The sequence below is a fragment of the Streptomyces sp. NPDC059957 genome, from assembly GCF_042730015.1.
Lineage (GTDB): Bacteria > Actinomycetota > Actinomycetes > Streptomycetales > Streptomycetaceae > Streptomyces.
Genome location: NZ_JBHWMB010000058.1, coordinates 33,927 through 59,911 on the forward strand (window position 1 = coordinate 33,927; position 25,985 = coordinate 59,911).

The 25,985-nt window shown below is 71.2% G+C and carries 22 protein-coding genes and 2 tRNA genes; 3 read left to right on the forward strand and 21 right to left on the reverse strand.

What is annotated here, in order from left to right; translation table 11 throughout:
- Positions 1 to 29: 29 nt before the first annotated feature.
- From ACFWBW_RS30705 to ACFWBW_RS30740, 8 genes are all read right to left on the reverse strand, one after another.
- Positions 30 to 102: transfer RNA gene (locus ACFWBW_RS30705), tRNA-Ala, on the reverse strand.
- 245 nt (positions 103 to 347) lie between these two features.
- Positions 348 to 581, reverse strand: a complete 234-nt coding sequence (locus tag ACFWBW_RS30710) for a hypothetical protein (RefSeq protein WP_007264019.1) — start codon at positions 579 to 581, stop codon at positions 348 to 350.
- A gap of 136 nt (positions 582 to 717) precedes the next feature.
- Positions 718 to 790: transfer RNA gene (locus ACFWBW_RS30715), tRNA-Ala, on the reverse strand.
- 112 nt (positions 791 to 902) lie between these two features.
- On the reverse strand, positions 903 to 1,601 hold the full coding sequence (locus tag ACFWBW_RS30720; protein WP_385379285.1) for a histidine phosphatase family protein: 699 nt from the start codon (positions 1,599 to 1,601) through the stop codon (positions 903 to 905).
- Positions 1,602 to 1,633: 32 nt separating this feature from the next.
- Positions 1,634 to 2,080 carry a ribosome silencing factor gene (rsfS, locus tag ACFWBW_RS30725; RefSeq protein WP_351378558.1) on the reverse strand — a complete coding sequence of 149 codons (447 nt, stop codon included), beginning with the start codon at positions 2,078 to 2,080 and terminating at the stop codon, positions 1,634 to 1,636.
- Positions 2,081 to 2,221: 141 nt separating this feature from the next.
- A complete protein-coding gene (locus ACFWBW_RS30730) occupies positions 2,222 to 3,964 on the reverse strand; it encodes an LCP family protein (RefSeq protein ID WP_385379288.1) in 1,743 nt (580 codons plus the stop codon).
- Between the two features lie 24 nt (positions 3,965 to 3,988).
- Complete coding sequence (gene nadD, locus ACFWBW_RS30735) at positions 3,989 to 4,606, reverse strand: nicotinate-nucleotide adenylyltransferase (protein WP_243334788.1); 618 nt, start codon at positions 4,604 to 4,606, stop codon at positions 3,989 to 3,991.
- An 80-nt stretch (positions 4,607 to 4,686) separates the two neighbouring features.
- Entirely contained in the window at positions 4,687 to 4,854 is a 168-nt protein-coding gene (locus ACFWBW_RS30740; RefSeq protein WP_385379292.1) for a hypothetical protein, read from the reverse strand.
- 141 nt (positions 4,855 to 4,995) lie between these two features.
- On the opposite strand from ACFWBW_RS30740, the gene ACFWBW_RS30745 reads away from it, so the two are divergent.
- The gene (locus ACFWBW_RS30745; protein ID WP_385379295.1) at positions 4,996 to 6,096 is read left to right on the forward strand and encodes a M48 family metallopeptidase; all 1,101 of its coding nucleotides are present in this window, start codon (positions 4,996 to 4,998) and stop codon (positions 6,094 to 6,096) included.
- Here the strand turns inward: ACFWBW_RS30745 and ACFWBW_RS30750 are convergent.
- From ACFWBW_RS30750 to ACFWBW_RS30780, 7 genes are all read right to left on the reverse strand, one after another.
- Complete coding sequence (locus ACFWBW_RS30750; RefSeq protein WP_385379298.1) at positions 6,080 to 7,276, reverse strand: hypothetical protein; 1,197 nt, start codon at positions 7,274 to 7,276, stop codon at positions 6,080 to 6,082. The genes ACFWBW_RS30745 and ACFWBW_RS30750 overlap by 17 nt on opposite strands.
- Before the next feature lie 67 nt (positions 7,277 to 7,343).
- On the reverse strand, positions 7,344 to 7,904 hold the full coding sequence (locus ACFWBW_RS30755; protein WP_385379301.1) for a hypothetical protein: 561 nt from the start codon (positions 7,902 to 7,904) through the stop codon (positions 7,344 to 7,346).
- Between the two features lie 77 nt (positions 7,905 to 7,981).
- Positions 7,982 to 9,259 (reverse strand): glutamate-5-semialdehyde dehydrogenase, encoded by a 1,278-nt coding sequence (locus ACFWBW_RS30760; protein ID WP_385379303.1) that lies wholly within the window; start codon positions 9,257 to 9,259, stop codon positions 7,982 to 7,984.
- A gap of 576 nt (positions 9,260 to 9,835) precedes the next feature.
- Positions 9,836 to 10,249: a hypothetical protein gene (locus ACFWBW_RS30765; protein WP_385379333.1), complete on the reverse strand. Its 414-nt coding sequence runs from the start codon at positions 10,247 to 10,249 to the stop codon at positions 9,836 to 9,838.
- A gap of 82 nt (positions 10,250 to 10,331) precedes the next feature.
- Positions 10,332 to 11,459, reverse strand: coding sequence for a glutamate 5-kinase (proB, locus tag ACFWBW_RS30770; RefSeq protein ID WP_385379306.1), 1,128 nt, complete (start codon positions 11,457 to 11,459; stop codon positions 10,332 to 10,334).
- An 81-nt stretch (positions 11,460 to 11,540) separates the two neighbouring features.
- Positions 11,541 to 11,999 (reverse strand): GtrA family protein, encoded by a 459-nt coding sequence (locus ACFWBW_RS30775; protein WP_385379309.1) that lies wholly within the window; start codon positions 11,997 to 11,999, stop codon positions 11,541 to 11,543.
- A complete protein-coding gene (locus ACFWBW_RS30780; protein ID WP_385379312.1) occupies positions 11,999 to 13,000 on the reverse strand; it encodes a glycosyltransferase family 2 protein in 1,002 nt (333 codons plus the stop codon). Before ACFWBW_RS30780 ends, ACFWBW_RS30775 begins: the two co-directional genes overlap by 1 nt.
- Positions 13,001 to 13,154: 154 nt before the next feature.
- Between ACFWBW_RS30780 and ACFWBW_RS30785 the strand changes: the two genes are divergently transcribed.
- On the forward strand, positions 13,155 to 16,034 hold the full coding sequence (locus ACFWBW_RS30785) for a CDP-glycerol glycerophosphotransferase family protein (RefSeq protein WP_385379315.1): 2,880 nt from the start codon (positions 13,155 to 13,157) through the stop codon (positions 16,032 to 16,034).
- Positions 16,031 to 17,182: a glycosyltransferase gene (locus ACFWBW_RS30790; protein ID WP_385379317.1), complete on the forward strand. Its 1,152-nt coding sequence runs from the start codon at positions 16,031 to 16,033 to the stop codon at positions 17,180 to 17,182. The genes ACFWBW_RS30785 and ACFWBW_RS30790 overlap by 4 nt, the downstream gene beginning before the upstream one ends.
- A 73-nt stretch (positions 17,183 to 17,255) precedes the next feature.
- On the opposite strand, the gene galE is transcribed toward ACFWBW_RS30790, so the two are convergent.
- The 6 genes from galE to ACFWBW_RS30820 form a co-directional block, all read right to left on the reverse strand.
- A complete protein-coding gene (gene galE, locus ACFWBW_RS30795) occupies positions 17,256 to 18,245 on the reverse strand; it encodes a UDP-glucose 4-epimerase GalE (protein ID WP_385379320.1) in 990 nt (329 codons plus the stop codon).
- 104 nt (positions 18,246 to 18,349) lie between these two features.
- Positions 18,350 to 19,972 carry a glycosyltransferase family 2 protein gene (locus ACFWBW_RS30800; protein ID WP_385379323.1) on the reverse strand — a complete coding sequence of 541 codons (1,623 nt, stop codon included), beginning with the start codon at positions 19,970 to 19,972 and terminating at the stop codon, positions 18,350 to 18,352.
- A 130-nt stretch (positions 19,973 to 20,102) separates the two neighbouring features.
- A complete protein-coding gene (obgE, locus tag ACFWBW_RS30805) occupies positions 20,103 to 21,545 on the reverse strand; it encodes a GTPase ObgE (RefSeq protein ID WP_385379326.1) in 1,443 nt (480 codons plus the stop codon).
- A 180-nt stretch (positions 21,546 to 21,725) separates the two neighbouring features.
- Complete coding sequence (gene rpmA, locus ACFWBW_RS30810) at positions 21,726 to 21,980, reverse strand: 50S ribosomal protein L27 (protein WP_030013081.1); 255 nt, start codon at positions 21,978 to 21,980, stop codon at positions 21,726 to 21,728.
- 13 nt (positions 21,981 to 21,993) lie between these two features.
- Positions 21,994 to 22,314 (reverse strand): 50S ribosomal protein L21, encoded by a 321-nt coding sequence (gene rplU / locus ACFWBW_RS30815; RefSeq protein ID WP_214950890.1) that lies wholly within the window; start codon positions 22,312 to 22,314, stop codon positions 21,994 to 21,996.
- A gap of 485 nt (positions 22,315 to 22,799) precedes the next feature.
- On the reverse strand, positions 22,800 to 25,985 hold a 3,186-nt coding region (locus tag ACFWBW_RS30820; RefSeq protein WP_385379330.1), incomplete at its 5' end, for a ribonuclease E/G.

A 25,985-nucleotide genomic window follows, 5' to 3' on the forward strand; every position in this document is an offset into this window, starting at 1 on the left:
CCCTTCCCCTTCCCCCCGCTTCTTCACTGTGGAGCTATGGAGAATTGAACTCCAGACCTCCTGCATGCCATGCAGGCGCTCTACCAACTGAGCTATAGCCCCTTGTCTTGCCTGCCGCTTCGTGGCCCGTTTCCGGTCCCCCTTGGCGACATCCCAAACATTACACGGTGATGGCCCTGGTCCAAAAATCGGTTTCCGCGCACCCCGGGCCATGTCCGTTTCATGGCGATCCGTCACATGCCCCGGCTCGTTGCGCTTCCCTGCGCCACGGCGCTGTGCGCCTCTGCGTCACGCCTCTGCACCACGGCGCTGCGCGCCTCTGCGTCACGCCGCCGCGCTTCCCCGCGTCACGCCCGCGCGAACTGGTAGAACCGCTTCAGCGTGCAGTGCTCGTCGAGCAGCCGCCCGTAGATCGGCTCGCCCTCCAGTTCGCGGTACGTCTCGATGGGGTCGCCTTTTATGATCAGCGCCCGCGCGCACTCCTCGCACCAGTACTGGTAGTCGGGGTTGACCGGCTCCATGTCCCGCACGATCGGCGTGCCGTTGTTGCACCAGTCGCACCGCCGCCGGTGTGCACCCATCCGTCAGCGACTCCCTCCCGCGTCGGGCCGTCGTCGTCCCCCTCCGGCCGTCCGATTCTGCCATGCCGGTGCTCGCTCGGGCAGCTGTGGACAAAAGCAAAGATCCCGCCCCCTGTTGGGGACGGGATCTTGATTGTGGAGCTATGGAGAATTGAACTCCAGACCTCCTGCATGCCATGCAGGCGCTCTACCAACTGAGCTATAGCCCCGCTCTCCGCGACGCTCCCCCCGTTTCCGGTGTTCTGCGCTGCGAACAAGAAGAACTCTAGCCTGTGACCAGCCGGAAAGTGAAATCCGGGTGGGAGCCGCTCCGAGGTGGGCTCAGTCGTCGTCGCCGAGCACCGGTTCGGGCAGCGTGCCGGCGTTGTGTTCCATCAGCCGCCAGCCCCTCGCGCCCTCGCCCAGGACGGACCAGCAGCAGTTGGAGAGCCCGCCCAGGCCCTCCCAGTAGTACGAGTCCAGGCCCAGCAGGCGGCCGATCGTCGTACGGATGGTGCCGCCGTGGCTGACCACCACGAGCGTGCCGCCGGGGGGCAGCCGGTCGGCGTGTTCCAGCACCACCGGCGCGGCCCGGTCGGCGACCTCGGTCTCCAGCTCGCCGCCACCGCGGCGGACCGCCTCGCCGCGCTTCCACGCCGCGTACTGGTCGCCGTACTTGCCCAGGATCTCGTCGTGCGTGAGGCCCTGCCATTCGCCGGCGTACGTCTCGCGCAGCGCCTCGTCGTGCGTCACCGCCAGACCCGTGACGGCCGCCAGCTCGGCAGCCGTGGCGGCGGCGCGCATCAGGTCCGAGGCGACGATGGCGTCGGGCTTCAGCGAGGCGAGCAGCCGGGCGGCACGGCGCGCCTGCGCCACACCGGCCTCGGTCAGCTCGATGTCCGTGGAGCCCTGGAAGCGGCGCTCCAGGTTCCACGCGGTCTGGCCGTGCCGCCACAAGACGATCTTGCGGCTGGTCCGGCCGTTGCCGCTGGTCGTACCGCCACCGGTCGTACCGTCGCCGGCCGTGCCTTCGCGGGTCACACCCTCAGGGGTCGTGCCGTCGTGGGTCGCGCTCAGAACAGATCACCGTCCAGATCGTCGTCGCCCTGCGCGGCGCGCAGCGCGGCGTGCTCCTCGGCCTTGCCCTTGGTGAGCTTCGCGTCCTCGGGGAGGTCGATCTCGGGGCAGTCCTTCCACAGGCGCTCCAGCGCGTAGAAGACGCGCTCCTCGCTGTGCTGCACGTGGACGACGATGTCGATGTAGTCGAGCAGGATCCAGCGGGCGTCGCGGTCGCCTTCGCGGCGCACCGGCTTGGCGCCCAGCTCCTTCAGGAGCTTCTCCTCGATCTCGTCGACGATCGACTTGACCTGGCGGTCGTTGGGAGCCGAAGCGAGCAGGAAGGCGTCGGTGATCGACAGCACGTCGCTGACGTCGTACGCGATGATGTCGTGCGCGAGCCGGTCGGCCGCGGCCTGGGCGGCGGCGGTGATGAGCTCGATGGAGCGGTCCGTGGCGGTCACTGGCCATGCTTTCGGGTTGGCGGGCAGATCCTTACAAGGGTCTCATGTACCGCCGACACCGCCCGCGCGCAGCGTGCCGCGCGGGCGGAGCCGTACCCGTAGGGCGCCGCCGGAGTAGGCCGCAGTAGGCCTCGCAAGGGGTCAGGACGGTTTGTAATCCTTGCCCAGGGTCACCACGATGTCCGCGTTCACCGCGTTCTCGGCCTTCTTCACGGCCGTCTCGGGCAGTCCCAGCGTCTTGGCGACCTCGATCGCCTTGTCCCGCTGAGCGTCGTCCTGGTACGTGATCTGCGACGCGGGCGCCGTCCTGTCGGCCTTGCCGCCGTCCACCAGGGTGTAGCCGCCGTTGAGCAGGGCCGCCTTCGCCGCCGTGTTCGTCTTGTCGTCGCCAGTGGCGTCCTTCAGGCCGACCCGCGGCAGGGCCCCGGGCTGGGCCTCCGTGACGGAGCCGCCGAGGACCTCCTTGACGACCTTCTTGTTGGCCTCGTCCGTCAGGCCGCCGTCCGGCTTCACCCCGAGCACGTCGGTGCGGTACGCGCCCACCTTGGCGTGCTCGCCGAGCTTGGCCAGCAGCGCTCCGAGCGTCTGCGCGTTCAGCGCCGGGTCCAGGATCTGCCCGGTGGTCTCCACGGTCATCGCCGCGGACTTCGGGTCGCCGGGCACCTTGCGCAGCAGGCCCAGCAGGACCTTGCCGAGCCGGTCGAGCTGCTTGGCCTCCGGCTCGCCCTGCGCCCGGTACGTGGCGTAGGCGACGGCCATCGCACCGCTGAGGCTCTGCTTCGGGCCCTTGCCGACGGCGGGCACCTTCGCCGCGTCGTCCGCCGGGACGGCCACATCGGTGTCGACCTCGATGCCGCCGACCAGCTCCACGAAGTTTTCCAGGAAGGGGGTGTCCAGCCGCCAGGTGCCGCCGATGCGGGTGCCGAAGACCGAGTCGAGGGATTCCCGTACGCCCAAGCCCCCGTCCTCCACGGCCTTGCCCAGCTGGGCCGTGGTGCCGTCGTCCTTGGAGACGTTCAGCGTGTTCGGCACCAGGACGGTGGCGCCCTTCTTGGTGGTCACGTTGTCGACGAGCAGCGCCGTGGAGGTGCCGCCCTTCCTGGTGTTGTGCACGTGCACGACGATCATGTCGCGCTTCTGCGGGCCCGTGGCGGAAGCGCCGTTCGACGCCTTGCCGGGGCCCTCCAGGAACGGCAGCTTGCCCGCGTACCAGAGGTAGCCGAGGCCCGCGACGACGAAGAGCGCCAGGACGACGATCAGCGCCACCACCCGGTTGCGGCCCCGCCGGCGGGCCTCCTCGCGGCGCTCGGTCCGGCTCTCGGTGAAGGCGAGCCAGTCGATGACGTCCTCGGAGTCCTCGTCCGGCTGGTCGATGAAGGCGAACTGCTCGGTCTGGTACGAGGGCCCCTGGTCCTGTGCACCCCGTCCCTGTGCACCCTGCCCGTCGTCGGCCCGGCGGGGCTCCGGGACCTGCGCGGCGGGACGGTACTCCGGCTCGGGCCCGGGGGCCCGCAGGGGCGCCTGCGCCGGGGCCTCGGGAGCGGCCTGCTGCGGGATCCACTGCTGGGTGGCCTGGGTGTCGTACTGCGGCTGGGACTGGGTGTCGTACCCGTACTGCGGGGCCTGCGGGTACTGCTGCTGGGGCTGCTGCGGGTAGTACTGCGGGGGCTGCTGCGGCTGCTGCTGTTGGGGCTGCTGCCGGCCGTACCCCTGGTAGTCGTAGCCGTAGCCCTGCTCGTACTGCTGCTGCTCGTAGGGGGGCGCGGGCTCGGGGGCGGGCTGCGCGGGCACCTGGCCGTACACCGGCCGCCCGTACGCGTCGTAGCCGACGAGCTGCTGCTCCTGGCCGGCATACGGGTCGTACGGCTCGTGTCGATCGTTCACCGCGGGGCCCCTCTCTCCGGAAGCTCAGGCTCCCCGGTACAGCTCACGCTTGTCGATGTAGCGGACCACGCCGTCGGGCACGAGGTACCAGACAGGATCCCCCTTGGCCACGCGGGCACGGCAGTCCGTGGACGAAATGGCCAGCGCCGGAACCTCGACGAGGGAGACGCCGCCCTCGGGCAGGCCGTCGTCGGTGAGCACGTGGCCCGGCCGGGTGACGCCGATGAAGTGCGCGAGGGCGAAGAGCTCCTCGGCGTTCCGCCAGGTCAGGATCTGTGCAAGGGCGTCGGCGCCGGTGATGAAGAAGAGGTCGGCGTCGTCGTTGAGGGCGCTCAGGTCCCTCAGGGTGTCGATCGTGTACGTCGGGCCGCCACGGTCGATGTCGATGCGGCTCACCGAGAACTGCGGGTTCGAGGCGGTCGCGATGACCGTCATCAGATACCGGTCCTCGGCGGACGACACGGCCCGCTGCGACTTCTGCCACGGCTCGCCGGTCGGTACGAACATCACCTCGTCGAGGTGGAACAGCGCGGCCACCTCACTGGCGGCCACCAGGTGTCCGTGGTGGATCGGATCGAATGTCCCGCCCATCACCCCGAGCCTGCGCTTCACCGGGCCGGTAGGCATTTCCTGCTCTCCCATGAGCGCAGAGCCTACTGTCCCGGTGGCGCGGCAGGGACCCGCCTACGGGCGCGTACTCGTCGGACCGGGCCTTCGGGGGTTCAGCGGTCCCGGTTCAGGCGCGTGGTGACCCACAGCATCAGCATGAGGATGAAGAAGGCGGCGCCACCGGTCAGGTACGGGTTCAGGCTGTCGTGGTTGCCGCCGTGCTTCTCGGCTCCCTCGGAGGCGAGGACGACCAGGTTGTGGGCGGTGGAGGCGAGGCTCATCAGGCAGGTACCTATCGGGTCGGGGAGCGGGCGGAGATTTCGCTCACATCGTATGCGGGGGCCTGGGGCACGCTCACGCCGACTCAGGCGTTGGAGAGGATAGACGGGCGGCCAGCCGCACACATCAACGGGGAGGGCGCTATGACAGGGACGGGATTCGAGAAGGCACCGGCGCGGGACCGCAAGAGGTTCCCCGGTATTTCCTCACGGGCGTACGAGCATCCGGCGGACCGGTCCGCGCTCGTGGCCCTGCGCAAACTGACCGGCTTCGACACGGTCTTCAAAACGCTGAGCGGGCTGCTGCCCGAGCGCAGTCTGAGACTGCTCTTCCTGTCGGACTCCGTCCGGGTGGGCGAGACGCAGTTCCCGCACCTGCACGCGATGCTCCTGGACGCCTGTTACATCCTGGACCTGGAGAAGGTCCCGCAGATGTACGTCCAGCAGGATCCGAAGCCCAATGCCATGTGCATCGGGCTGGACGAGCCGATCATCGTGGTCACCACGGGCCTCGTCGAGCTCCTCGACGAGGAGGAGATGCGGGCGGTGGTGGGCCACGAGGTGGGCCACGCACTGTCGGGGCACGCCGTGTACCGCACGATCCTGCTGTTCCTGACGACCCTGGCCCTCAAGATCGCGTGGATCCCGCTGGGCAACGTGGCGATCATGGGGCTCGTGACGGCGCTGCGCGAGTGGTTCCGCAAGTCGGAGCTGTCCGCGGACCGGGCGGGCCTGCTGGTGGGGCAGGACGTGCACGCCTCGATGCGCGGGCTGATGAAGCTCGCGGGCGGCAACCACCTCCACGAGATGAATGTCGACGCGTTCCTCGCCCAGGCCGAGGAGTACGAGAAGAGCGGCGATCTGCGCGACTCCGTCCTGAAGATCCTCAACGTGCTGCCCCGGACCCACCCCTTCACCACGGTGCGGGCGTCCGAGCTGAAGAAGTGGTCGCAGAACCGGGACCACCAGCGGATCATGGACGGCCACTACCCGCGCCGCGAGGACGACAAGGACACCTCGGTGACCGACTCCTTCCGGCAGTCGGCCGCGCACTACGCCGACACGGTGCGCACCAGCAAGGACCCGCTGATGAAGCTCGTCGGCGACATCGCCGGCGGTACGGCGGACCTGGGCGGCAAGCTGCGGGACAAGTTCACGGGTTCGGCCACCGGCGGCAGCAGCAGCGCCGGCGGGACCGCCGAGAACAAGGACACCGGCAAGGGCGGGGCTACGGAGCAGGGCTGACGGCCCGCCCCGGGGCGGCCGTGGACGCCGGGGTCTCCGGCGTCCCCGGCGGCTCCGGCGGCTCCGGCGTGGCCATCGGCGCGAGCATCCCGCACAGCCCGGCCGTGCGGCGCGGACTGCCGCTGGCGTACGGGTCGGTCGCCGCCGGGCCGGTGGTGGTCGGCCCGGCGCCGGCCGGCATCGGGCGGAAGCCTGCGGCCGGGTCGGCGGAGCAGGCCTGCGGGCCGGCCATCACGTAGGCCGAGACGAGCTCCGCCCGCCGGGCCGTGAGGTCGTCGCGGTCGAAGCGCAGCCGCAGCTCCCGGCGGACGGTGAAGAGCGAGGCGCCGTCCGCCGCGGCCGGCCGGCCCGTGGCCGGGCGCACGGCGTAGACGAAGGTGTGGTCGGAGGTCACCTCCAGAGCGTTCGGGGCGGTCTCCGCGAAGGCGAGGACCCCGCTGACCCGGACCCGGGTGTCGGCCACCACGGCGGTCGCCGGGTCGAAGCGGACGAGCCAGCCGGTGATGGCATGCCGCCCGTTGCCGGCCGGCGCGAGCATGCTCTGGTCGAACTGCGTCAGCTGGTCGGGGTCGAGCAGCACGCGCACCGGCCGGGAGGCCTCGCCGGACAGGACGTCGGGGTCCAGCGAGGACTGCACCAGGTAGTCCTTGGCGATGGTCAGCGCGGTTTGGACCTGCTCGTCGCTGAAGTGGCGGGTACGGCGCACGCCGGGAAAGGTGATCCCGGCCGCCCCGACGCGGTACTGGGCCGCCGGGCTCTTCTCGTACAGGTCCGCGGGCCGGCCGCCCGGCACGGCCTCGGAGGGCGCGAGCGGGACGACCGTGCTGGTCATCGCCTCGGCCGGGGCCCCGGCGGGCGGCACGTAGGGGTTGCGCAGCCCCATGTAGACGGCGCCCGCGAGCGCCAGGGCGATGCACAGCACGATGATCCGGCCCTGCCGGGCCGCGCCGCCGCCGCTCCGGGGGCCCGGATGGCTTCCGCCGCTCGACCAGATCGACCGGCTCCGTACGGCGCGGGCGTGCTCGCCCATGCGCTCCTGCGCCGAGAACTCCTGCAGCCGGGCAGCCCGGACGAAGTCCTCGTCGAACACCACCGACCGGTACTCGTCGGCCCGGAACTCGTCGTCGGCCCCGCCGGCACCCTCGGGGGTGCCGTTCGGCGGATCTCCTGGCATGGCCATCGCTTCTCCCCGCTGTCCCGCTCCAGAGAAGCCCCCGGCTCCGGCGATGGGGAGCGGGGTCGTACCTTCAGGGTTGGCGGCTGACGCGGTCCATAAACGCTCCGGCACCGGTGACTTCGCCCATCGGGGTGCTGGCGGGGGCCGGAACCTGTTCCGCGTCGCTCGCCGCGCTGCGGTACACGGCACTGAAGGCGAGCGCGATCATGCCGAGGCCCATCACGAAGGCGAGCACCCAGGCGACCGGTCGCAGCCACGGCGAGCGGCCGCGGTAGGGGCGCAGGCTGCCGCCGTAGGCGCCGTACGGGCCCTCCGCGGAAGCGGCTCCGTGGCTGTGGTCCCAGCCGGAGTCGTCGGAGTGGTGGCCGTCGGCGCCGCCGTAGGCGTACGCGTCGTAGTCCTCGTCGCCCGTCCAGCCGCCTGCGAAGGCGGCGCGGGCGGCCTCGGCCGCCTCGGCGCGCGCCCGGTCGCCGGCCCGCTGGCGCTCTGCGGCGCTCGGTTCACGGATCTCGGCGTTCCGGACGAAGTCCTCGTCGAACACCACGGAGGCGAAGTCCTTGTCCGCGCCTCCGCGGTCGTCGTCGGGCTCCCCGTCGTCCGGGAACGGTTTGCCCCCCACGTCGTCCGGCACGAGACCAGCGTAGACCTGAGGGACACCTTTGGGCAGGGTGAAGGCCGAAATCCGGCCACACCGTGTTCAGGGGGCGCCTACCGTACGTGACCGTCGCCGGTGACGATGTACTTGGTCGAGGTGAGCTCGGGAAGCCCCATCGGGCCCCGGGCGTGCAGCTTCTGCGTGGAGATGCCGATCTCCGCGCCGAAGCCGAACTGACCACCGTCCGTGAACCGGGTGGAGGCGTTCACGGCGACCGTGGTCGAGTCGACCAGCTGGGTGAAGAGGCGCGCGGCGGCCTGCGAGGTGGTGACGATCGCCTCGGTGTGGCCGGAGGTCCAGCGGCGGATGTGGGCGACGGCCTCGTCGAGGGAGTCCACGACACCGGCGGCGATGTCGTACGAGAGGTACTCGGCGGCCCAGTCCTCGTCGGTGGCGGGGAGGGCGGTGACCTTGGAGTCCTGCGCGTACCCGAGCACCCGCTCGTCGCCGTGCACGGTCACGCCGGCGTCGGCGAGGGCGTCCAGGGCGAGCGGCAGGAAGGCGTCGGCGATGTCCCGGTGGACCAGCAGGGTCTCCGCGGAGTTGCAGACGGAGGGGCGCTGGGCCTTGGAGTTGACGAGGATGTCCACGGCCATGGCCAGGTCGGCCTGGGCGTCCACGTAGACGTGGCAGTTGCCGGTACCGGTCTCGATGACCGGGACGATGGATTCCTCGACGACGGTCTTGATGAGCGAGGCACCGCCGCGCGGGATGAGGACGTCGACGAGGCCACGGGCGCGCATCAGCTCGCGGACGGAGTCGCGGGACTCCCCCGGTACGAGCTGGATGGCGTCGGCGGGCAGGCCCGCCGATACGACGGCGTCGCGCAGGATGGCGACGAGGGCCGTGTTGGAGGCGTAGGCCGAGGAGGAGCCGCGCAGGAGGACCGCGTTGCCGGACTTCAGGCAGAGGGCGGCGGCGTCGACGGTGACGTTGGGGCGGGCCTCGTAGATGATGCCGACGACGCCGAGCGGGACGCGGATCTGGCGGAGGTCGATCCCGTTGGGGAGGGTGGAGCCGCGGACGACCTCTCCGACGGGGTCGGGCAGGGCCGCGACGTCACGGACGTCGGAGGCGATGGCCGCGATGCGGTCGGGGGTGAGGGTGAGACGGTCGATGACGGTCTCGCTGGTCCCGGCGGCGGCCGCCTTCGCGGTGTCGACGGCGTTGGCCTCCACGATCTCGGCCGTACGGGCCTCCAGCGCGTCCGCGATGGCCAGCAGGGCCTTGTCCTTGGCGGACCGCGGGAGTGGGGCGATGGCCGCGGCGGCGGTCCGGGCGGCTTGCGCGGTGGCGATCACGGGCGAGGTCGTGGCATCGAGCGAGGTCATGTCGCCAGGGTAATCCCCGCCCACCCCTGGGCCGATGGGGTTCCACCCCGCGAGACGCACCGCTTTTTGACGCGCCGCTCGCGCGGTGCGGCCCTGGCGGGCCTTACCGGCTTCGCGCCGCTGCGCCGGACTCCGTCCGGCGGTATGGCCGGGCGGGGTGCTTGCCACAGCCGCCTGTTGCCAGGGCCGGTGGGCGGGTGCGGGTGGTCTGCCCTGCGGGGCATGTCCCCTACCCGCCCTCCGCCGTTCCCCGGGCTCCGCCCGGACCCCCTGGGGCTCCGCCCCGGACCCCGCGCCTCAAACGCCGGCGAGGCTGGACTGGAGGAGCGGGGGCTCCGGGGGCTGGCCCCCGGCAACGGCGCCGCACCCGGCAACGGGTCCGGGCGCAGCCCGGGGAACGGGCGAAGGGCGGGTAGGAGACCCAGCCCCGCAGGGCCAACCCACCCGCACCCGCCCACCGGCCCCACGCCGGGACGGCAGTGGCAAGCACCCCGCCCCGGCACCGCCGGACGGAGTCCGGCGCAGCGGGGCGAAGCCGGTAGGGCCCGCCAGGGCCGCACCGCGCGAGGCGCGCGTCTAGTAGGGGTGCACGCCCATGGGGTGGGCCGGGGGTGGGCCGTAGCCTTCGGCCACGCGCTGGTGGTAGGTGGCGCGGTCGATGACTTCGAGCCCGACGATCTCCCAGCGCGGGAGCTTCGCCGAGGACCGGTGTTCCCCCCAGAGCCGCAGCGCGACGGCGGCCGCGTCGTGGAGGTCGCGGGCTTCCTCCCAGTACCGGATTTCCGCGTGGTCATCGGCGTAGCGGCTGGTCAGCAGGAAGGGGTGGTCATGGGCGAGCTGCTCCAGCCCACGGCGTACGTCGGACAGCGGCGCGGGCTTCCCGGAGACGCTGAGGGTGATGTGCCAGAGACGGGAGGCGTCCCGGTCCTCCCCGGTCCCACCGACGTCACCGTCCCCGGTGCCGACGCTGGTCAGCGCTCGTCTCACCAGCCGCCTCCTTGTCTGCGCTACGCGTGTCCGCCCCTCACAGTTGACCAGTCCTCGGCTCACCGCGCGGCGGTTTTACCGAACCTCAGCCCTGCAGCAGGACCAGATCGTCGCGGTGGACGACCTCCCGCTCGTACTCGGGTCCGAGTTCCCGCGCGAGCTCGCGAGTGGAGCGGCCGAGGAGCTGCGGGAGCTCCTTCGCGTCGAAGTTGACGAGGCCGCGCGCCACCGCCCGGCCGTCGGCCGAGCGCAGCTCCACGGGGTCCCCGGCGACGAAGTCGCCCTCGATCGAGGCGATGCCGGCGGGCAGCAGCGAGCTGCCGCGCTCGGTCACCGCGCGGACGGCTCCGTCGTCCAGGACGAGGTGTCCCTGCGGGGTCGAAGCGTGCTGGAGCCAGAGCAGCCGGTCCGTCGAGCGGCGTCCGGTGGAGTGGAAGAGGGTGCCGGTCGCCCGTCCGGCCAGGGCGTCCGCGGCCTGGCTGGCCGAGGTCAGGACGACGGGGATGCCGGCCGCCGCGGCGATGCGCGCCGCCTCGACCTTGGTGGCCATGCCGCCGGTGCCGACGCCCGCCTTGCCGACGCTGCCGATGGTGACGTGGGCGATGTCCTCGGGGCCGCGCACCTCGTCGATGCGGCTGGTGCCGGACTGGGACGGGTCCCCGTCGTAGAGGCCGTCCACGTCCGAGAGCAGGACGAGGAGGTCGGCGCGGACCAGGTGGGCCACGAGTGCGGCGAGGCGGTCGTTGTCGCCGAAGCGGATCTCGTCGGTGGCGACGGTGTCGTTCTCGTTGACGACGGGCAGCGCCCCCATGGCCAGGAGCTGGTCCAGGGTCCGGTAGGCGTTGCGGTAGTGCGCGCGCCGGCTCGTGTCGTCGGTGGTCAGGAGCACCTGGCCGACGCGTACGCCGTACCGGGCGAAGGAGGCCGTGTAACGGGCGACGAGCAGGCCCTGGCCGACGCTCGCGGCGGCCTGCTGGCGGGCCAGGTCGGTGGGGCGGCGGCGCAGGCCGAGCGGGGAGAGTCCGGCGGCGATGGCTCCGCTGGAGACCAGGACGATCTCCTTCTCGCCGCCGCTGCGCGCCTTGGCCAGTACGTCGACCAGCGCGTCCACCCGGTCGGCGTCGAGTCCGCCGGCCGCGGTGGTCAGGGAGGAGGAGCCGACCTTGACCACGATCCTGCGCGCGTCGAGCACACCCTGCCTAGCCGCTGACACTTCTGTCCCCTTGCCCCTCACCGGAAAACTGACCCTGCCCGCCCAATCTACGGGGTGCCCGGGCGGCGCCGCCCTGCGGTTTCAGACCGTGGACGCGCTGCGGGTCTGCTCCGGTTCCCCGGCCGCAGCGGCCGTCCCCGGAATGAGGATCTTGCGGGAGATGACGAAGGTGAAGGGGATCGCCACGACGGCCGCGACCAGCGGCGCGATCTTGGTGTTCATGCCGGCCCAGCTCACCAGGGCGTACAGGCCCGCGGACTGGACCACGAAGTTCGTGACGTTGGTCAGCGGGAAGAGCAGGAACTTCTTCCAGGTCGGCCGGGTCCGGTAGGTGAAGTAGGTGTTCATGAAGAACGAGCCGACCATCGCCAGCACGAAGGCGAGGGAGTAGGCGGCGAAGTACGGCATCCACGGGTGCAGGAGCAGGTACAGGACGTAGAAGGTTCCGGTGTTGACCCCGCCGACCAGACCGAAGCGGACGATCTGGCCGAGCTGGGTCTTCCGGTCGTTCGCCGGCTTCCCGTCCGTCGTGCGTGACATCAGTTGCTTCGCTCGGCGATCACGGCCTGGGCCTGCGGCCGCTGCTCGTCCCGGATGTCCGTGGGGGCGCCCGTCCGGTCGGTGCCGTGCGACTCCTTCACCAGGAAGTGCGGCCGGCGCTTGGTCTCGTAGTAGATGCGGCCGATGTACTCGCCGATCAGACCCAGCATGATCATCTGAATGCCGCCCAGGCCCGCGATCAGCCCGACGGTGGTGACGTATCCCGGGGATTCCACCCCGTGGGTCATCGCCATGATGGTGATCCACAGGGCGTACAGACCCGTGAGGCCCACCAGCGACGCGCCCACCCAGATGCCGATGCGCAGCGGCCGGTTGTTGAACGAGATGAGCCCGTCCATGCCGTAGTTCAGCAGGGCGCCGAACTTCCACTTCGTCTCGCCGGCCTCGCGCTGCGCGTTGCGGTAGTCGAAGTGGACCGTGTCGAAGCCGATCCAGGAGAACAGGCCCTTGGAGAAGCGGTTGTACTCGGGCAGCGACAGCAGCGCGTCCACGGCCGGGCGGGACAGCAGCCGGAAGTCGCCGACGCCGTCGGTGAGCTCCACGTCGACCCAGCGGTTGACGCCCCGGTAGTAGAGGCGGCTGAGCGCCGAGCGGAGCTTCTTGTCGCCTTCGCGGGTGCGGCGGGCGATGATCTGGTCGTGGCCCTGCCGGTAGTAGTCGAGCATGGTGGCGATGAGCTCCGGCGGGTGCTGGAGGTCCGCGTCCATGATGACCACGGCGTCGCCGGTCGCCTCGCGCAGGCCCGCGAGCATGCCGGCCTCCTTGCCGAAGTTCCGGCTGAAGGAGACGTAGCGGGTCCGGTCCGTGTGCTGCGCCGCGATCTTGCGCAGCTTCTCGAGGGTTCCGTCACGGCTGCCGTCGTCGACGTAGCAGACCTCGTACTCGACGGGCAGGGCATCGAGAACCTTGCGGATCTCCGTGTCGAAGCTGTCGATGACAGCTTCCTCGTTGTAGCAAGGGACTACTACCGACAGCTTCATGAACACTTCCTGCGGTCCGAACGGGTGGATTACGGCGACCGGACCTGCCACTCACCTCTTATAGAAGTATGCACGCCGCTGGGAACGCCGGCGGGGGGGTGTGTGGCAAGCGGTAGCTTGAACGGAATGAGCACAAGGCAACAGAGGGATCGAGGTGCACGTGCCTGACGTCTCCGTGGTCGTCATCGTCTACAACGACGCAGAGCGTCTGCCCGCAGCCGTCCAGTCGGTCTTGGACCAGACCCTGCACGGGGTCGAAGTCGTGATCGTCGACGACTGCAGCAAGGACGGGTCCTACGCGGTCGCCCAGCAGCTCGAGACCGCGCATCCGGGGAGAGTACGCGCCTTCCGGTTGGCGGAGAACAGCGGGGGCTGCGGCGCCCCGCGCAACCACGGCATCCAGCAGGCCACCGGCACCTACGTCATGTTCCTGGACAGCGATGACGTGCTGGAACGCAACGCCTGCCGCAACATGCTGGACGCCGCCGAGCGGACCGGATCCGACCTGGTCTCGGGCATGTGCGTCCGGGTCCACCTCGACAGCCGTTCGGGCAAGACCACCGAGTGGTACCCGTGGATCTACGCGCGCACCCGCACCCTGGAGTCGATCACCGAGTACCCGGACCTGCTGGTCTTCGACACCCTCTCCACGAACAAGTGCTACCGGCGCGCGTTCCTGCTGGAGCAGGGCCTGGAGTTCCCGGTGGGCATCCACTACGAGGACCTCCTCTTCTCCGCGCAGGCCTACATCGCCGCCCGCCGCATCACGCTCGTCCCGAACCACGTCTACTACTGGAACGTGATCGAGAAGGCCTCGGCGAAGTCGATCAGCAACCGGCGCCACGAGATCGAGAACTTCGTCCACCGGATGGAGATCCACCGCCGCGTCGACGAACTGCTGGCGGCCAAGGGCCACACGGAGATCAAGTCCGCGAAGGACATCAAGTTCCTCAAGCACGACCTGGTGCTCCACCTGCGGGACCTGCCCCTCCTCGGTGACACCTACCGCCAGGAATTCGCCCGGCTCGCCAACGGCTACCTGGCCGGCATCGACCCGGCCGCGTACGACAGCGTCAGCAACCTGCACGTCATCTGCGCCTACCTGCTCGGCAAGGAGGACTGGGACAACCTCCTTCCCGCCGCCGACGCCATGACCAACCAGGGCCGGCTCACCTCCCCGCTCGCCGAGCGCGACGGCCGCGTCTACTGGTGCGACCGGCACATCGACGGACCCGACGCGGACACGGCCCGCCGGATACTGGACGTCACCAACCAGCCCTACGCCGGCGCACCGCTCGCCTCCCTCACGCTGGGCAACCGCCTCACTTCGTACGAGGACGACGGCCGTGGCACCGTCACCCTTTCGGGTGCCGTGGTGAACCCGCTGGGCCGGATCCGCCCCGACGTGGAGCTGAAGGCCTCGCTGGAGTTCCGGGCCCGCCGGCAGATCGGCGTCCGCTCCTTCAGCTTCCCGGTGACGACCGTGCGCCACGCCGGCGACACGATCGAGTGGAATACCACCGCCGACATCGGCAGCACCGTCCGCCCGCTCGGCATCATCGACGCCGTCTGGGACGTACGCCTGAAGTTGACGGCCGGCGGCGACCGGCTCACCACCCGCGTCTCCGTCGGCGGGGTCGACCTGGACAAGGCGGCCCGGCTGCGCGTGCGCCCGAGGCTGACCCGGCTGGTCTCCGACCGCTTCGAGCCGGAGATGACCAAGAAGGGCAACCTCTCCTACGTCCTGACCGCCGAGGGCGCCGCCGCCGTGCGCACCCAGGCGCTGATCGACGGCGCGATGCAGGGCAGGGCCGCCGGCGTGGTCAAGCGGAGCCTGCGCAAGGCCCTGCGGGCCCGGCGCAACCTCGGCTCGGGCGAGCAGAAGGTGAAGGTCTACCACGAGGTCTTCTCGAAGCTGCCCGTCAAGAAGGGCACGGTCGTCTTCGAGAGCCACATGGGCAAGCAGTACAGCGACAGCCCGAAGGCGATCTACGAGGAGCTGGTGCGCTCCGGCGCACGGTTCGAGGCGATCTGGTCGTACGCGGGCGCCAAGCCCACCGGCTTCCCCCCGGAGGCCACCCTGGTGCGGCGCTGGAGCTGGGCCTACCTGCGGGCGCTGGCGCAGGCCGAGTACTGGATCGACAACCAGGGCTTCCCGCTGGCGCTGACCAAGCGCCCGGCGACCACGTACATCCAGACCTGGCACGGCTCGGCGCTCAAGCGGATGGGCTTCCACGAGCCCCGCACCAAGGCGCAGGACCGGGCCGGCCAGGACCGCTTCCAGGCGGCCGTCGACCGCTTCGACCACTTCCTGCTCCGCTCCGAGCACGACGCCCGCACCCTCGCCAAGGGCTTCCGGCTGCGTGACGAGGTGCTGCTGCGCACCGGCTACCCGCGCAACGACGCCCTGGTCGCGGCCCACCGCTCCGAGGCGGACAGCGGCGAGCGGGTCCGCGGTCCCCTGGCGGGCGAGTTCGGGATCGACCCGGAGAAGAAGGTGCTGCTGTACGCGCCGACCTTCCGGGCGAGGGCCGACGGCACGGTGGAGGGCTTCACGTTCCCCTTCGACGTGGAGGAGTTCGCCGACCGGCTCGGCGACCGCTTCACGCTGCTGGTGCGCACCCACTACCTCAACAGCGTCACGCTGCCCCCGTCGGTCGCGGGCCGGGTCGTCGACGTGTCCCGGCACCACGACATCACGCCGCTGCTGGCGCTCGCCGACGGACTGATCACCGACTACTCGTCCGTGATGTTCGACTACGCGGTCCTGGACCGGCCGATGCTGTTCTTCGCGTACGACTACGAGAAGTACGCGAACGACATCCGCGGCACGTACTTCGACCTCAAGGAGAAGGCCCCGGGCCCGGTGGTCGCCACCGCGGACGAACTGCTCCAGGCCCTCGCCGCCTTCGACGAGGCGGACGCCAAGTACGCCGAGGCACGCCGGCGCTTCCTCGCCGAGTTCGGCGAGTACGACCGCGGGGACGCGGCCCGCCGGATCGTCGAGAAGTTCTTCACCAGGAGCGGCAAGTGAGCCAGCGGGACATCTTCCTCGTCTCCAACAGCGTGGACGAGCTCGGCGGCGTGACCACCTGGTCGCACCAGATGGCCAGGCTGTTCAGCGACCGGGGACACCGGGTCCACGTCATCGGCATCACCCCCGTCGCCGAGGAGCTCCGCCAGCGGTTCCCGGCGGACCTCCCCTACGCGGTGACCACGCTGTACGAGACCCACCCGGCGGCGGCCCGTGCCCTGCACGGCATCAAGGGCCGGCTCAACGCCCCCGAACGGCGCCGGCAGGCGGCCCGCCGGGCGACGATGCGGGCCAAGGCGGACCGGCTGGGCGAGCTGCTGCGCGCGGCCCGCCCCGGAGCCGTGGTGATCGTCACGCAGGTCTGGGCGATGGAGTGGGTGGCCCTCGCCGACACCAAGGGGTGCACGGTCATCGGCATGAGCCACGAGTCCTTCGAGGCCAGCACCAAGTCCTCCCGGGGCCAGCGGGTCCGCCGGTTCTACCGGGAGGTCGACCGGATGCTCGTGCTGACCCCCGAGGACGCGGACCTCTGGATCCGCTCGGGCATGGAGAACGTCTCCAGCATGCCGAACCCGCTGCCGTTCATGCCCGCCTCCCCTGCCCCGCGCACCGCGAAGGTCGTGGCGAGCGTCGGCCGCCTCGCCTTCGAGAAGGGCGTGGACCTGCTGCTCGACGCCTGGTCGGAGGCGTCCCCGCTCCACCCCGACTGGGTCCTGCGGATCTACGGGGCCGGCGTGGAGGAGGCGACCCTGCGGGCGCACGCCGCCGGGCTCGGCCTTCAGGACTCCGTGGAGTGGATGGGCAGCACCAGCGATGTGCTGGGCGCGCTGACCGGAGCCTCCGTCTTCGCCCAGGCCTCGCGCGCCGAGGGGTTCCCGATCACGCTGCTGGAGGCGATGGCCGCGGGCGTGCCGGTGGCCGCCTTCGACTGCGCGCCGGGTGTCCGGGAGATCGTGACGCACGGCGAGGACGGGCTGCTGGCCCGGCTCGGCAACACGATGGAGCTGGCCGGCCAGCTGGACCGGCTGATGGCCGACCGCGAGCTGCGCGACCGGCTCGGCGACGCCGCCTTCCACACTGTGCAGCGGTTCTCCAGCGTCGAGATCACCGACCGGTGGGAGGAGCTGTTCTCCTTCCTGGAGCGCTGACACGACGCAGTCGGTACGACGAAGCCGCCCGCCCCGGAATCGACCGGGGCGGGCGGCTTCGTACGTTCTCCCGTCAGGCCTTGCGGTGGGCCTCCCAGCCCTCCCAGGCCGAGGTGATCATCTCGCGCACGTCGTGGCGGGCCTTCCAGCCGAGCTCCGCCGAGATCCGGTCGGCGGAGGCGACGACCTTCGCCGGGTCACCGGGGCGGCGCGGGGAGACCGCGGGCGCGTAGGCGGCATCGGTGTGCCCGGTGGCCTCGTTCACGAGCTCGACCATCTCGCGGACGGAGACGCCCTCGCCGCGGCCGATGTTGACGGTGAGGTCCTTGTACTCGCCCTGCGCGCCCCACTCGACGAGCTTGCGGGCGGCCACCACGTGGGCCTCGGCGAGGTCGGCGACGTGGATGTAGTCGCGGATGCAGGTGCCGTCCGGGGTCGCGTAGTCGTCGCCGAAGATCCGGGCGCCCTCGCCCTTGTCGAACCGCTCGAAGATCATCGGGACCAGGTTGAAGACCCCGGTGTCGGCGAGCTCGGGGGTGGCGGCGCCCGCCACGTTGAAGTAGCGCAGGCACGCCGTGGAGATGCCGTGGGCCCTGCCCGCACCGCGGACCAGCCATTCGCCCGCCAGCTTCGTCTCGCCGTACGGGCTCAGCGGCAGGCACGGGGTGTCCTCGGTGACGAGGTCCACGTCCGGCATCCCGTACACGGAGGCGGAGGAGGAGAAGAGGAAGTTGCGCACGCCCGCGGCGGCCACGGCCTGGAGCAGGACGGTGAGGCCGCCCACGTTCTCCTCGTAGTAGTGCAGCGGCTTCTCGACGGACTCGCCGACCTGCTTCTTGCCCGCCAGGTGGACCACGCCGGTGATCTGGTGCCGGGCGAAGGTCTCGTCCAGGACCTGCCGGTCGAGCACGGAACCGACCACCAGCGGGACGCCCTTCGGGACGCGGTCGGCGTTGCCGGTGGAGAGGTCGTCCAGAACGACGACCTCCTCACCCGCGAGCAGCATCGCGCGGACGACGTGCGCCCCGATGTAACCGGCACCACCAGTGATCAGAAACGTCATGCGTGTCTCCTCGGTTGGGTTTCGTGCTTCTCGTCCGGCTCTCTCGTCCGGCTTCCCGCCCTGGCTTTGTTCCCGGCTCCCTGTCCCGGCTGCCGGGTCCCTCTCTAGCCGCGGACTATGCGGGCCCGGTTGAACCGGTGGCGGGCCAGGCTCATGACGCCCGCGGCGCCGGGCGCGAGCCTCAGCGCGAGCGATCCACCGGTCGTGCGGTAGGGCTGCGCCAACAGAACACCGTAGCGGCTGCTGGGCAGCACGCGCCGGTGAAGCAGACGGCTCAGGGGGCGCGGGGAGGTGAGTACGGAGCTCCCGTCGGCGCACTCCACCCTCAGCTTCACGTCCCACGCCTGCAGGCCCCGCCGGCCTTCGCCCCGCCCGCGGCTCGCCAGGGTGGTGAGCCGGAAGGGCAGCTCCGCGGTCCACCGGTCTCCGTCACCGGCGGGGGTGAGCTCCACCGGTTCGGCGACCAGCGGCTCGCCCAGGTCGCCCCGGGGCTGGAAGCTCAACTGGACGGTGCGCGGGCCGGCCGCGGCGAGGCGCCCGTACAGGTCGTGCACCCGGATCCGGAGCCCCGCGCAGCCGTTCGGTTCGGCGTCGACGGTGATGGGCAGTGCGGCCGTCTCCAGCTTGTCCAGCCCGTCCAGCTCCACCGGCAGCGTGTCGCTCCAGACCGGCGCTCCGGTGGGGCCGGTCGCGTACGGGGGCAGCAGGCGGGGCGGGTCGGCGGCGAAGCGGGTCAGCCGCAGCAGATCGGCGGGGGCGGGCGGCGCCTCGGTGGCGAGCAGCACCCGGACGATCCAGCGGGCGTGCGCCCCGGCGGCCTCGATGTCGGCGGCGGAGAACCCGGCGACGTAATCGCGGGTCAGCGTCCACCACGCGGCCTGGTAGCCGGGGTCCCGGCCGAGCTCGCGCAGGTACATGCGCAGGTCGTACTCCAGGAACTTGACCTGGCAGGCCCGGCCCAGCTCGGGCGAGGAGGCGGTCATCAGCCGGGAGGCCACGCGGTGGGCCTCCACGCGCGCGCTCCAGTTGCCGACGTCCTTGCGGTCCAGGGAGATGGACACCTGGGCGGCGTTGCGGCGCACGTGCCACACGTAGACGAGGTCGCCGATCACCGCGATGCGGGGGCGGGCCGCCAGCACGCGGGCGGTGAACACGAAGTCCTCGTAGATGAACCGGCCGTCCGGGAAGCGGATCCCGTGCGCGTCCAGGAAGGCCCGCTCGTACAGCTTGTTGACGCAGAGGGTGTCGCGGACCAGCTCCGTGCGGTCCTCCACGCGGTCGATGACCTCGCCCGGCGTGTACAGACCGGGCACCCAGGGCACGTCGCGGCTCTCGGGCAGTTCACGGCGGACGCAGGAGCCGACCGTGACCGGCGACCGGTGCTCCCCGGCCGCGCGCACCAGGGCGTCGATCGCCCCGGCGGGCAGGACGTCGTCGCTGTCCAGGAACATGACGTACGGGGCGGTCGCGGCCGCGATCCCGTCGTTGCGGGGGGTGCCGCAGCCCCCGCTGTTCTCCGTGCGGTGCACGACCTTCACGCGGGGGTGGCGGGCCGCCAGCTCGTCCAGCACCTGGGCGGTGCCGTCGCTGGACGCATCGTTGACCGCGATGACCTCGGCGACCACCGGGCCCTGGGCGAGAGCCGAGGAGACGGCCTGACCGACGAGCGCGACATGGTTGTACGCGATCACGACGACGGCAACTGTGGGGGTATGGGTGCTCGTCACCCGTGGATCCTAGGCCACCCGAGTAAACGTGACCTTAAGACGGGCCACCCGAACGGGGGATAAACGGAATCCTGTGACACGCCTGTGACGACGGCCGGAGACCGGCCGCCGCCGCTGGCTACGGCATCCGTCAGAAGGGACGGAACTCGTCGTACTCCTTCTGGGCGGAATCCCGCTCGGCTTCCTTCTCCTTGCGGCGCGTGGTCGCCGGACGCGGCGCCTCCAGCCGGTGGTCCTCACCGCGGCGGCCCAGCATCTCGGCGCCGGCCATCATGGTCGGCTCCCAGTCGAACACGACCGCGTTCTCGTCGGAACCGATGGCGACGCCGTCACCGGCCTTGGCACCGGCCTTGCGCAGCGCCGTCTCGACACCGAGGCGGTTGAGCCGGTCGGCGAGGTAGCCGACGGCCTCGTCGATGTTGAAGTCGGTCTGGCGGACCCAGCGCTCCGGCTTCTCGCCGCGCACGCGGTACACGTCCTCGGCCTCGTCGTAGGTGATGGTGAAGCCCGAGTCGTCCACGGCCTTCGGGCGGATGACGATGCGGGTCGCCTCCTCCTTCGGCTTGCGGGCGCGGAACTTCGCGATGACCTCGGCGAGGAAGTAGGACAGCTCCTTCAGGCCCGTACGGTCGACCGCGGAGACCTCGAAGACCTTGTAGCCGCGGGCCTCCAGGTCCGGGCGGACGATGTCGGCGAGGTCCTTGCCGTCCGGGATGTCGACCTTGTTGAGGACGACGAGGCGCGGGCGGTTCTCCAGGCCGCCGCCGTAGAGCTTCAGCTCCTCCTCGATGGCGTCGAGGTCGGCGAGCGGGTCGCGGTCGGACTCCAGGGTGGCGGTGTCCAGGACGTGCACGAGGATCGAGCAGCGCTCGACGTGGCGCAGGAACTCCAGGCCGAGGCCCTTGCCCTGGCTGGCGCCCGGGATGAGGCCCGGGACGTCGGCGATCGTGTAGACCGTCGAGCCGGCGGTGACGACGCCCAGGTTCGGGACGAGGGTGGTGAAGGGGTAGTCGGCGATCTTCGGCTTGGCCGCGGAGAGCACCGAGATCAGCGAGGACTTGCCGGCGCTCGGGAAGCCGACCAGCGCCACGTCGGCGACGGTCTTGAGCTCCAGGATGACGTCGCCGCCGGTGCCGGGTACGCCGAGGAGCGCGAAGCCGGGCGCCTTGCGGCGGGCGGAGGAGAGCGCCGCGTTGCCGAGGCCGCCGCGGCCGCCCTCGGCGGCCACGTAGGTGGTGCCCTGGCCGACGAGGTCGGCGAGGACATTGCCCTCCTTGTCGAGGACGACGGTGCCGTCCGGCACGGGCAGGATGATGTCCTGGCCGTCCTTGCCGGAGCGGTTGTCGCCCGCACCGGGCTGGCCGTTGGTGGCCTTGCGGTGGGGGCTGTGGTGGTACTCGAGCAGGGTGGTGATCGACTGCTCCACCACCAGGATGACGTCGCCGCCACGGCCGCCGTTGCCGCCATCGGGGCCGCCGAGCGGCTTGAACTTCTCCCGGTGAACGGAGGCGCAGCCGTGGCCCCCGTTACCCGCGGCGACGTGCAGCTCGACGCGGTCCACGAAGGTGGTCATGGTTGTTCCTCCAGATACAGCGGGAATATCCCGGAAAGCCCGGGGGGTAGGCCTTGCTACCCATTAAACGTGTCTATGTGACAACGCGCCGAGGGCGGACCTCTCTTCCCGGCTGGCGCCGGGAAGAGTTGAGATCCGCCCTCGGGGTGTTACGAACGCTTCAGATCAGCAGGAGCTGAATCAGGCGGCCGGAACGATGTTGACGACCTTGCGGCCACGGTGCGTGCCGAACTCGACCGAACCGGCCTGCAGCGCGAACAGCGTGTCGTCGCCACCACGACCGACACCCGAACCCGGGTGGAAGTGGGTGCCGCGCTGGCGGACGAGGATCTCACCAGCGGAAACGACCTGACCGCCGAAGCGCTTCACGCCGAGCCGCTGAGCGTTGGAATCGCGCCCGTTCCGGGTGGACGATGCGCCCTTCTTGTGTGCCATGTCTCAGTCCCTCTTACTTCGCAGCCGCGGGGATACCGGTGACCTTGATCGCCGTGTACTGCTGGCGGTGACCCTGGCGACGGCGGTAGCCGGTCTTGTTCTTGTACCGAAGGATGTCGATCTTGGCACCCTTGTGGTGGTCCACGATCTCGGCCTGGACCTTGATGCCGGCCAGGACCCACGGGTCGCTGGTCACGGCTTCGCCGTCGACAACGAGCAGGGTCGAGAGCTCGACCGTGTCGCCAACCTTGGCAGTGGGAATCTTGTCAACTTCAACGATGTCGCCGACAGCAACCTTGTGCTGGCGACCACCGCTGCGCACGATGGCGTACACGCGGATCTCTCTCTCACTCGAGTTCGGGAACCCCTGAAGCCAGCCGACCCCGCGTCAACCGCAGGCCGGCCTCCCCCGTCCCAGCCGCGAGGCGGCGGTACGGGAGGTGAGGTGCTCAGTGGATTGGCGTGCGCATAGACACGCCAGCGACCTAGGTTACGGGGCCCGGTCGGAGGGGTCAAACCGGGGTCCGGAGCGGGGCCCCGCAGGGCCGGAACGCCTTCGCGCGGCGCCGCCCGCGGGCTCTGCGCCGGGGCCGACCGCACGGCGCACGCCTGGTCGGTGACCCCTTGGAGGCCGCCCGCGGGCCATGTGCGGGTACGTCGTCCCGCCGTGGCCCGGCGCCCGCCCCGTTGCGTTCCGGGGACGCGCAGCGCCCATGTGGCGGCGCGAGCCGCCGTGGGCGTGCGTACGTCCTGCGGAAAAGGCCCCGCCCGGCACCGAATGCGGTGCCGGGCGGGGCCGGGTGGAGCGGGATCCGCGGATCAGGCTTCGGTCGGAGCCGAAACGGAGGGCAGCGTCTGCTGCTCGGCCGCCGCGGTCTTCTTCGTCGCCCGCTTCGTGACCGTCTTCTTCGCGGCGGCCGTCTTGGTGGTCGCCGTCTTCTTGGCGGCGGTCTTCTTCACGGCCGCCGCCTTCTTGGCCGGGGCCTTCTTCGCCGCGGTCGTGGTCGCCTTCTTGGCGGCCGTCTTGCGGACCGCCTTCTTGGCGGGAGCCGCCGGGGCGGCCTCCTCGACGACGACCTCGGCCGGGGTCTCGGCCGGCGTCTCGACGACCAGTACGGCCGCCTCCGCGCCCGCCGGGGAACCGGCCGGAGCGGTGGCCTTACGGGTGGCACGGCGACGCGGACGGGCCGGCGCGGCCTCGGCGGGCTCTGCCGGGGTCTCGACGACGACCGGCGCGGCCTCGACCACGACCTCGGGCTCCGGCTCCGGCTCGGCCACGGGGGCCTCGACGACCGGCTCCGGGGCCTGGACGGCCTCGGCCGGGGCGCCCGCCGGAGCGGTCGCCTTACGGGTGGCACGGCGGCGGGTGCGGCCCTTGGGGGCTTCCTCCACGACCGGCTCCGCGACGACGGCCTCGACGGTCTCGGCGACCTCGACGACGACCTCGGGCTCGATGACCTCGACGACCTCGACCACCGGCTCAGGCTCGGCCACCGGGGCCGGGGCCTGGGCGGCCGCACCGCGCGGGGCGCCCGCCGGAGCGGTCGCCTTGCGGGTGGCACGGCGGCGGTTGCGGCGCCCGCTCACCCCTCCGGCAGCGGCCTCGGCCTCGGCCGGGCTGCTGTAGAGCTCCTCGTCGGCGACGAAGGAGGGCTCGGGCAGCGCCACGGGAGCGGCGACCTCGGCGGCGAGCTCCGCCTCGGTCTCGATCTCGTAGTCATCGCCCTCGGCGGTGTCCACGGCCTCGATCTCGTGGTCGTGCTCGTGTCCGGCCTGGCCACCGCGGCGCTTGGAGCGCTTGCCGTTGCCACCGCCGCCGACCACGGTCGGGGTCTCCATGTGCACGATGACGCCGCGGCCGTTGCAGTGGACGCAGGTCTCGGAGAAGGACTCCAGCAGACCCTGGCCCACCCGCTTGCGGGTCATCTGGACCAGACCCAGCGAGGTCACCTCGGCGACCTGGTGCTTGGTGCGGTCACGGCCCAGGCACTCCAGCATGCGCCGCAGGACCAGGTCGCGGTTGGACTCCAGGACCATGTCGATGAAGTCGATGACCACGATGCCGCCGAGGTCGCGCAGCCGCAGCTGGCGCACGATCTCCTCGGCCGCCTCCAGGTTGTTCCTGGTGACGGTCTCTTCGAGGTTGCCGCCCTGACCGGTGAACTTGCCGGTGTTGACGTCGATGACGATCATCGCTTCGGTCTTGTCGATCACGAGCGAACCGCCCGAGGGCAGCCACACCTTGCGGTCGAGCGCCTTGGCGAGCTGCTCGTCGATCCGGTACGTCGCGAAGACGTCCACCTCGGAGGTCCAGCGCTTCAGCCGGTCGGCCAGGTCCGGGGCCACGTGGTTCACGTAGCCGTGGATGGTCTCCCAGGCGCTGTCACCGCTGACGATGACCTTGGTGAAGTCCTCGTTGAAGATGTCGCGCACGACGCGGACGGTCATGTCCGGCTCGCCGTACAGGAGGCTCGGCGAAGAGGTCGAGATCTGCTTCGACTTCTTCTGGATGTCCTCCCACTGGGCCTGCAGGCGCTCGACGTCGCGGCGCAGCTCGTCCTCGCTCGCACCCTCGGCGGCGGTGCGCACGATGACGCCCGCGTCCTCGGGGACGATCTTCTTGAGGATGGTCTTCAGGCGCGCGCGCTCGGTGTCGGGCAGCTTGCGGCTGATGCCGGTCATCGAGCCCTCGGGCACGTAGACCAGGTAGCGGCCGGGCAGCGAGACCTGGCTGGTCAGGCGGGCGCCCTTGTGGCCGATCGGGTCCTTGGTGACCTGCACCAGGACCGACTGGCCGGACTTGAGGGCGGCCTCGATGCGGCGCGGGCCGTTGGCCATGCCGAGCGCCTCGAAGTTGACCTCACCGGCGTACAGGACGGCGTTGCGGCCCTTGCCGATGTCGATGAAGGCGGCCTCCATGGACGGCAGCACGTTCTGGACCTTGCCCAGGTAGACGTTGCCGACGTACGAGGTGGCTTCTTCCTTGTTGACGTAGTGCTCGACGAGCACGTTGTCCTCGAGGACGCCGATCTGGGTGCGCTCGCCGGACTGGCGGACGACCATGACGCGCTCGACGGCCTCGCGGCGGGCCAGGAACTCGGCCTCCGTGATGATCGGGACGCGGCGGCGGCCCTGCTCGCGGCCCTCGCGGCGACGCTGCTTCTTGGCCTCCAGGCGGGTCGAGCCCTTGATGGACTGGACCTCGTCGGAGGAGGTGGAGCCGGCGAGGGACTCCGCGCGCTCGCGCGCCGGGCGCGGCTCGCGGACCTTGACGACGGTGCGCACACCGTCGTCCTCGGCCGCGTCGGCGTCCGTACCACCGTCACCGCTGCGACGGCGGCGGCGCCGGCGGCGGCGGCTGGAGCTGGAGCCGAGGGCCCCGTTCTCCTCGTCGTCCTCGGCGTCTTCCTCCTCCGCCTCTTCGGCGGACTCGGCCTCGGCCTCTTCCTCGGCGGACTCGTCGAGGTCGGCGGCCTCACCGCGGCGACGGCGACGGCCACCGCGGCGGCGACGGCGCGACGGGCGGTCGCCCGACTCGTCGGTCTCGTCCTCGTAGGCCTCGGTCTCGGCCTCTTCCTCGACCAGCTCTACGTCGGCCAGCGTGACCGGGCCGGACGGCTCGGCGGCGGCCGGAGCCGGGGCCGCGGGCGCGGCGGTCTCGGCGGCGGCTCCGCGGCCACGGCGGCGGCGACGGCCGGCCGGCTGCGGGGCGGGGGCGGCCTCGACCTCGACCTCGGCGTCGACGAGGTCGAGCTCCTCCTCCTCGACCTCCTCGGCCGGGGCGGCGGCAGCGGCGGCCGCGGCCATCATGGCCGCGGTCTCCGGGGTCTGGAACATCGGCTCGGCGAACACCGGGGCCTGGAACACGGCGACGGCGGGACGCCCGGCGCGACGGCCACGGGCCGGAGCCTCGGCACCGGCAACCTCCGCGGCAGCCGCAGCCCCCTCCCCCGCCTCGGCGGCCGGGGCCACCCTGGACCTTATACCCCTCTCCCAGCCCACGCG

Excerpts from the sequence above, each read along its gene's own strand:
- ACFWBW_RS30710 (WP_007264019.1), bottom strand. The coding sequence starts at position 581 with ATGGGTGCACACCGGCGGCGGTGCGACTGGTGCAACAACGGCACGCCG.
- ACFWBW_RS30760 (WP_385379303.1), bottom strand. The coding sequence starts at position 9,259 with ATGACCTCGCTCGATGCCACGACCTCGCCCGTGATCGCCACCGCGCAA.
- nadD (WP_243334788.1), bottom strand. The coding sequence starts at position 4,606 with ATGGGAGAGCAGGAAATGCCTACCGGCCCGGTGAAGCGCAGGCTCGGG.
- ACFWBW_RS30745 (WP_385379295.1), top strand. The coding sequence starts at position 4,996 with ATGACAGGGACGGGATTCGAGAAGGCACCGGCGCGGGACCGCAAGAGG.
- ACFWBW_RS30750 (WP_385379298.1), bottom strand. The coding sequence starts at position 7,276 with ATGGCCATGCCAGGAGATCCGCCGAACGGCACCCCCGAGGGTGCCGGC.
- ACFWBW_RS30775 (WP_385379309.1), bottom strand. The coding sequence starts at position 11,999 with ATGTCACGCACGACGGACGGGAAGCCGGCGAACGACCGGAAGACCCAG.
- rpmA (WP_030013081.1), bottom strand. The coding sequence starts at position 21,980 with ATGGCACACAAGAAGGGCGCATCGTCCACCCGGAACGGGCGCGATTCC.
- galE (WP_385379320.1), bottom strand. The coding sequence starts at position 18,245 with ATGACGTTTCTGATCACTGGTGGTGCCGGTTACATCGGGGCGCACGTC.
- ACFWBW_RS30780 (WP_385379312.1), bottom strand. The coding sequence starts at position 13,000 with ATGAAGCTGTCGGTAGTAGTCCCTTGCTACAACGAGGAAGCTGTCATC.
- obgE (WP_385379326.1), bottom strand. The coding sequence starts at position 21,545 with ATGACCACCTTCGTGGACCGCGTCGAGCTGCACGTCGCCGCGGGTAAC.
- ACFWBW_RS30740 (WP_385379292.1), bottom strand. The coding sequence starts at position 4,854 with ATGAGCCTCGCCTCCACCGCCCACAACCTGGTCGTCCTCGCCTCCGAG.